We start from the raw sequence: 6,452 nt of genomic DNA, 5'->3' as shown, positions 1-6,452 counted from the left end.
CCCCGCCTTCCCTGTCGGCTTCCGTGCCGGTCTCCGGCCGCCGGGTGCCGCGGCCCCGGCGGCCGGAGACGGGCACGGAAGCCGACAGGGAAGGCGGGTACCGCCCGGCATGAACCACGTGACTCCGCCCGTCGGCCGGGCCCGGCGGGTGCTGGCGGGCCTGTTCGTCACCGCCCTGCTGCTGGCGGCGGCAGCGCTCGCCGGCACCGCCTGGCTGCTGCTGCCCTGACCCGACCGACCCCCTCGACACCAAACCCCTCCGACAGGAAAGGAACCGCGGCGTGAGCGACATTCCCGGCGGGCCGATGGCCAACCGGCCGGTCCACTTCATCTGGCTGCTCGACTGTTCGTTCTCGATGCAGGGCGAGAAGATCGCCAAACTCAACTACGCGATCAGAGAAGCCGTTCCGGAGATGCGGTCGGTGGCCCACGACAACCCGGCCGCCCAACTGCTGCTGCGCACGGTCACCTTCTCCACGACCGCGCAGTGGCACCACCAGACCCCGGTCCCGGTGGACGACTTCACCTGGCAGGACGTGCAGGTCGACGGCATGACCAACCTCGGTGAGGCGCTGCACCTGGTGGCGCGGGAGCTGCAGACCCCGCCGATGCCGCAGCGGGCGCTCAAGCCGGTGCTGGCGCTGGTGTCGGACGGGGTGCCCACCGACGACTGGAAGGCGGGCCTGAAGGCCGTGGACGCCACCCCGTGGGGCCGCAAGGCGGTCCGGGTGGCCATCGCGATCGGCGCGGACGCGGACCGCGGGGTGCTCCAGGAGTTCCTCGGCAATCCGGAGTTGCAGCCGCTGGACGCCAACAGCCCCAAGCAGCTGGCGGCGGCGATCCGCTGGGCGTCGACGGCGGCCGTGAAGGCGGCCTCCCAGCCGGTCGCCGGGGACGGCTCCGGGGTGAGCACGGCGAAGCAGTCGTACGCGCCGCCGGTGCTGGACGACGACGATGACGACGACGTGTGGTGACGCTCGGGGTGCGACGGTGGGAGACGCTGGCCGGCAGCGTCCAGGGCGTGGGCAAACGCCGCAACCAGGACTGGTTCGACTGCCGGGGCACCGGCTCCGGGGACGACCCGCTGGTGCTGGCGGTGGCCGACGGGCACGGCTCGGCGGTGCACGCGCGCAGCGCGCTGGGCGCGCGGTTCGCCGTGGACCGGTTCCTGCCCCTGGCCGCCTCCTTCGGGCGGGCGGCGCACGACTGCCACGAGCCGGGGCGGCTGACCCGGCTGATGACCTATGCCCGGGACGACTTCCCGCGGGCCCTGGTGCACGAGTGGCGGCAGGAGGCGCTCGGCCACTGGGACCGGAACCGGCCGGTGGTGGAGGAGGCCGCCCGGGAGCCGCGGCCCCAGGAGAAGCTGGTGCTGTACGGCACCACGCTGATCGGTGCGGTGCTCACGCCCTGGCTGTTCGTGGCCTGGCAGATCGGCGACGGAGATCTCGCGGTGGTGGAGCACGACGGCACGCTGAGCCGGCCGCTCGCGCCCGCCGAGGAGGATCTGGGCGACGAGACCGAGTCGCTGTGCGGGCGGGAGGCGTGGCTGTCGGTGCGGATGCACTGGGCGCCGGTGTTCGAGGAGGCGCGTGCGCCGCGGCTGGTGGTGCTCTCCACGGACGGCCTGTCGAAGAGCTTCGCGTCGGGCGACGGGTACGGCGAGTTCGTCAGGGGGCTGGCCGGCCGGCTCGCCGAGAAGGGTCTCGCGGACGTCCGCGAGACCCTGCCGGACTGGCTCGCCCAGGCCTCCCGCTACTCCGGGGACGACACGACCCTGGCGGCGGCGCTCCGCCCGGCGGAAACCCCGCTCCCGGCGGAAGCCCCGGCCCCGTCGGGGACCCCGGCTCCGGGAGAGATCTCGGCTCCGGGAGAGGTCCCGGCTCCGGCGGAGGTCTCGGAGGAAATCCCGGCGGACGCCGGAGCGGCGGCCGAGCGGACCGACGGGGAAGCGGACGGCGACGCGGACATGGAACGGAAGACGGAGACGTAGATGAGCGGCATGCTCGATGGCGGGGTGCGCCTCGCGGCGGAGAACGGTGACGACGTCGAGATCCTCGACTTCCTCGGCGCGGGCGGCCAGGGCGAGGTGTACCGGGTCCGGACGCCGCACGGGGAGCGGGCCCTGAAGTGGTACTACCCGACGCTCGCGACCGCGGAGCAGGAGGCGATCGTACGGGAGCTGGTGACCCGGGACTTCGCCGACGACCGGTTCCTGTGGCCGGAGGCGTTCGTGCCGGCGCACCGCGGGTCGTTCGGCTATCTGATGGGGCTGCGCCCGGACCGCTACAAGGGTCTGCCGGCGCTGTTCCGGCGGCAGTTGCGCACCAGCCCGCGTGCCCTGCTGACGGCCTGCCTGTACACGGTGGAGGCGTATCAGGCGCTGCACTCGCGGGGCATCGCCTACCGGGACATCTCCTGGGGCAACATCTTCTTCGACCCGGACACCGGTGACGTCCTGGTCTGCGACAACGACAACGCGGTGGTGGAGGGCGACGCCAGCGGCATCTCGGGGACCATGGAGTTCATGGCGCCGGAGCTGGTGCGCGCGGATCCGGGTGCCCGCCCGGGCACCCAGTCCGACCTGCACTCGCTGGCCGTACTGCTGTTCATGCTGCTGATGAACCATCACCCGCTGAAGGGCAGGCGGGAGTTGGGCATCCACTGCCTGGACGAGGCGGCGGAGCGCAAGCTGTACGGCAGGAGTCCGCTGTTCGTGTTCGACCCGGCGGACGATGCCAACGCCCCCGATCCGATGGAGCACGCGACCGTGCTGGCCACCTGGGAGGCGGCGGCCGAGAAGCTGCGGGAGCTGTTCCGGCGCTCGTTCACCATCGGGCTGCGCGATCCGGCCGCCCGGGTGCGGGAGTCGGAGTGGCGTGACGCGCTGCGGGCGGTGCTGGACGCGGTGGTCGAGTGCGCCTCGTGCGGGCGGCAGAACATGACCGAGCCGGGGGAGAACCCGCCGCCGCGGGACTGCTGGGGGTGCGGGGCCCGGCTGGTGCTGCCGCCGCGGCTGACGGTGACCACTCCCCCGCCCCGCACCGAGCACCACATCCGGCTGCGCCGCGCCGCCCGGGTGCAGGCCCACCATCTGCTGCCGGAGCCGGCCCGGCACGACTGCTCGGACGCGGCGCTCGTCGCGGAACTGGTCGAACACCCCAGCAAGCCGGGGCGGTTCGGGCTCGCCAACCGCTCGCGGGAGACCTGGACGGGCACCCGCTCGGACGGCACCGTGCAGAAGATCGAGCCCGGTCAGACGGTCCCGCTGCGGTCGGGGCTGGACCTGGACCTCGGCGGCGGGGTCCGGGCGGTGGTGCGGGCGCGGTGACGTCCGGGGCCGGAGCCCGGTGACGTACGTCCGTGGCCCGCGCCCTGTGACGCCCGAGGCCGGAGCCCCGTGGCGGCGGGGCTCCGGCGCTCACAGACCCAGGGCGTGGATGAGCTGCTGGGTGAAGGCGAGGCTGCCGGTGCCGGCGGACGCCCCGATGGCGATGGTCTCCAGCGCGGAGCGGATCCGGCCCCGGTTCGGCGGCAGGCCGTCCTCGGCGGACTCCTGGAACTGGGCCTGGATGACCTCGCCCTGGGGCACCAGCTCCGGGTACTCGGCGCGCAGCGTCTCGGTGAGCCGCTCGGCGAGGTCCATCATGGTCGGCAGGTCGGGGTGGGCGTGGTTGATCTGGATCCGGCCGTGGTCGCCGAAGTTGGCGGGGCCGTTGACGTTGCCGAAGTTGTAGGTGCTCATGTCCTGTCCTCGCTTCTGCTCCGGCGCCGGGCTTCCGGGCCGGAGGAGTCGTGGAGATGGCTGGGGGTTATGGCTGCGGCGCGGGCGGGCCGGATCCCGCGGGCCCGGGGCCGCCCTGGGCTCCGGGGCCGCCCTGCGGTCCGGGCCCCTGCTGCCCGCCCAGGAGTATCGTCCCGTGGGCGCCGAAGTTGCTGGGGCCGCTGACGTTACCGATGTTGTACGTCTGCGTGTTGATGACCTGGACGGCCTTGTCGAAGGAACTGGTGTCGATGTTGTGGTCCCGCAGGAAGCGTTCCGTGGCGGTCAGCACGCCCTGCTGGAGCCGGAACAGGTAGTCCTGAGCGTCGGTGCGCTCGATGTAGCCGGCCTCGTCCCAGGCGCCGAGGTCCTCGCGCAGGCTGCCGGTGGCGCCGTAGTCGTGGCGGAGGTGCTGCTTGGTGATCGCGCGGCGGGTCCGGGCCAGGGCCCGGTCGTGGTCGCGTTGCCAGCGGTGGCGGCGCAGGATGCGGCCGAGGCAGCCGCGCAGTTCGGGGCCGGTACGGCGGGTGGCGTACCGGATCAGGTCCCACCAGCGTTCGAGGGGGGCCACGGGGAGCCGGTCGACGCGGTGGAAACGGCCGTCCAGCGGCGGTATCGCGTAGGCGGCCACCTCCCAGGTGAGGCTGGGGGGCTGGAGGATCGCCCGCAGGTACATGGAGACGATGAGCCGGCCGCCCTCGCCGACGCGTTCCAGGCACAGGTGGGTGCGCATGCCCGCGCCCGGTGACCGGAGGCCGGCCTGCACGAGCTGCTTGGGTATCTGGGCGCGGGGCCGCCGGGTGGGGTCGGGCAGCAGCTCGGGGAGCAGGTGGGCGTTGCTGCCGCGCACGTAGAGCCGGTTCCTGGCCCGCAGGCCCTGGAGGCCGGAGATGTTCTCCATCTGCCGTGCGACGTAGGTGTGCAGGTCGATGACGTCGAACGGGCGCAGCGGGAGCTTTCCGCCGCCGGGGGCGTCGGCGGGTCTGCTGATGTCGATGGGCTGCCAGACGACTTCCTTGATCTTCTCGCCGCTGCCGACGAACGGCTTGGTGTAGGCGGCCTCGTCGGCGTACGGCAGGACGTTGGCGCGTTTGAGGTCGTGCAGCGCGGCCTCGGCCTCCGGCTCGACGGGGGGTGCGGTCTGCTCGGGTCTCTCCGCGGACAGGAACACCTTCCGGGCCGTGTCGCGGCTGCGGGCCTCGGCGTGGCGGACCAGCGCCCAGGCGACCGCGTAGACGCCGAGAGGGCCGAAAATCGCCACCCATCCGAGTGATGGGTGTGCGTTGACCAGTCCCCAGAGTCCGACGAGGAGGGCGCCGGGTACGGCGGGCAGGAGGCAGGCGAGCCGGCGGTCGAGGGCGGCGCGGCGGCGGGTGGCCACGCGGGCGTGCCGGGCGAGGGCGACGAAGTTGATGTTGAGGCTGAGCCCCAGGGCGTTGAGCCGGTCCCCGGTGAGCATCCGGTCGGCGTACAGGGCGAAGTCGTCGTCGAGGTACACCGAGGCGCTCAGCCGCCGGGTCACGCCGTCCTTGCGGTACTGCGGCAACGACGGCAATGGTCTGCCGGTCACACTCATCCGTCCGTCCCCCTCAGGCCTTCCGCGCACTTCACCCTAGGGACAAGCCCGAGGATTTGTCGCGTGGTTCGGTGAGGCGGGGGTACCGGAGGGTGGGGGTGTGGTAACGGCCGCCGCGGTCCGGCGCTCCCCTGTGACGTCGGACCGCGGTGGCTCTTCGTTCTGCGCCGGTCGGCGCTCGCGTGTCACACGTGGAAGGCGCCGGGCCCGGCGGAGGGGCGTTTATCGGCCATTGTTTCCGCCGGGTCAGTCGAACCTGAGGGCGCCGGTGCGGGTGCGCTTGAGTTCGAAGAGGTCGGGGTGGCGGGCCAGCACCCGGAAGCTGTCGAAGAGTTCGGCCGCCTCGGCACCGCGCGGTACGGCACGCAGCACGGGTCCGAACCACACGGTGCCGTCGACGTGGAGGGTGGGGGTGCCGACGTAGCCGCCGGACTCCGGCTCGGCGCCGGCCTCGTGGCTGCGGCGCACCGCGTCGTCGTACGCCGGGTCGTGGGCGGCGGCCGACAGCTCGGCGGGAAGCCCCAGTTCGGCCAGCGAGTCCCCGATCACCGTGTCGAAGTCCTTGACGCCCTGTTCGTGGATGCGGGTGCCGAACGCGGTGTACAGGTCGCGCAGCACCGCGTCGCCGTGCCGCTCGGCGGCGGCCACCGCGACCCGCACCGGGCCGATCGAGCGGTCCACCAGGTCCCGGTACCAGTCGGGGAGTTCGTTGCCGGCGTTGTGCAGGTACAGGCTCATCGCCCGGAACCGGAGGTCGAGCGGGCGCAGCCGCTCGACCTCCAGCAGCCAGCGGGAGGTGATCCAGGCGAAGGGGCAGGCCGGGTCGAAGTAGAAGTCGACCCGGGCCGGGGCGGCGGTGGTACGGGGGCCGGTGGTGTCCGTGGTGTCGGTGGTGTCGGTCGTGTCGGTGCTGCGGTGCGTCATGACGGCGACGCTAGTGCCCCGGTGGGCCGAAGTCCCGACCCAATCACCACCCCTGCGAGTGGCCCAATTGCCGGACGGACATGGGGGCTCAACCGCCCTGCCGCACCGCCTCGTCGGCCAGCCGGACCAGTTCGGCGACCGGCAGTGAACCGGGCGCCCGGTGCTCGCGCGCGAACCGGTTCGCGAGGT

The 6,452-nt window shown here is 73.0% G+C and carries 6 protein-coding genes; 3 read left to right on the top strand and 3 right to left on the bottom strand.

Going from position 1 to position 6,452, the window contains the following annotated elements; genetic code table 11:
* The first annotated feature begins 305 nt into the window (after positions 1 to 305).
* From CCN44_RS05150 to CCN44_RS05140, 3 genes are read left to right on the top strand one after another with little or no spacing between them, the layout of a single operon-like run.
* Entirely contained in the window at positions 306 to 974 is a 669-nt protein-coding gene (locus tag CCN44_RS05150; protein ID WP_086696970.1) for a vWA domain-containing protein, read from the top strand.
* On the top strand, positions 971 to 1,993 hold the full coding sequence (locus tag CCN44_RS05145) for a protein phosphatase 2C domain-containing protein (protein WP_308406479.1): 1,023 nt from the start codon (positions 971 to 973) through the stop codon (positions 1,991 to 1,993). Before CCN44_RS05150 ends, CCN44_RS05145 begins: the two co-directional genes overlap by 4 nt.
* Positions 1,994 to 3,331 carry a protein kinase domain-containing protein gene (locus CCN44_RS05140; protein WP_059253635.1) on the top strand — a complete coding sequence of 446 codons (1,338 nt, stop codon included), beginning with the start codon at positions 1,994 to 1,996 and terminating at the stop codon, positions 3,329 to 3,331.
* 90 nt (positions 3,332 to 3,421) lie between these two features.
* Here CCN44_RS05140 and CCN44_RS05135 read toward each other — a convergent pair whose 3' ends face one another.
* From CCN44_RS05135 to CCN44_RS05125, 3 genes are all read right to left on the bottom strand, one after another.
* On the bottom strand, positions 3,422 to 3,745 hold the full coding sequence (locus tag CCN44_RS05135; protein WP_086696968.1) for a hypothetical protein: 324 nt from the start codon (positions 3,743 to 3,745) through the stop codon (positions 3,422 to 3,424).
* 67 nt (positions 3,746 to 3,812) lie between these two features.
* Positions 3,813 to 5,339 carry a hypothetical protein gene (locus CCN44_RS05130; RefSeq protein WP_237482438.1) on the bottom strand — a complete coding sequence of 509 codons (1,527 nt, stop codon included), beginning with the start codon at positions 5,337 to 5,339 and terminating at the stop codon, positions 3,813 to 3,815.
* Between the two features lie 246 nt (positions 5,340 to 5,585).
* On the bottom strand, positions 5,586 to 6,263 hold the full coding sequence (locus tag CCN44_RS05125) for a mycothiol-dependent nitroreductase Rv2466c family protein (protein WP_223283746.1): 678 nt from the start codon (positions 6,261 to 6,263) through the stop codon (positions 5,586 to 5,588).
* Positions 6,264 to 6,452: the final 189 nt, after the last annotated feature.

It is taken from the genome of Streptomyces tricolor, assembly GCF_002155905.1.
In the GTDB taxonomy this organism is placed as follows: domain Bacteria; phylum Actinomycetota; class Actinomycetes; order Streptomycetales; family Streptomycetaceae; genus Streptomyces; species Streptomyces tricolor.
Note: the sequence above shows the minus strand (reverse complement) of the source record. Positions and strands in the feature narration are given on the sequence as shown.

Bases quoted from the DNA above. Each gene is read 5' to 3' on its own strand.
- CCN44_RS05140 (WP_059253635.1), top strand. From the start codon at position 1,994: ATGAGCGGCATGCTCGATGGCGGGGTGCGCCTCGCGGCGGAGAACGGT.
- CCN44_RS05130 (WP_237482438.1), bottom strand. From the start codon at position 5,339: ATGAGTGTGACCGGCAGACCATTGCCGTCGTTGCCGCAGTACCGCAAG.
- CCN44_RS05125 (WP_223283746.1), bottom strand. From the start codon at position 6,263: ATGACGCACCGCAGCACCGACACGACCGACACCACCGACACCACGGAC.
- CCN44_RS05135 (WP_086696968.1), bottom strand. From the start codon at position 3,745: ATGAGCACCTACAACTTCGGCAACGTCAACGGCCCCGCCAACTTCGGC.
- CCN44_RS05150 (WP_086696970.1), top strand. From the start codon at position 306: ATGGCCAACCGGCCGGTCCACTTCATCTGGCTGCTCGACTGTTCGTTC.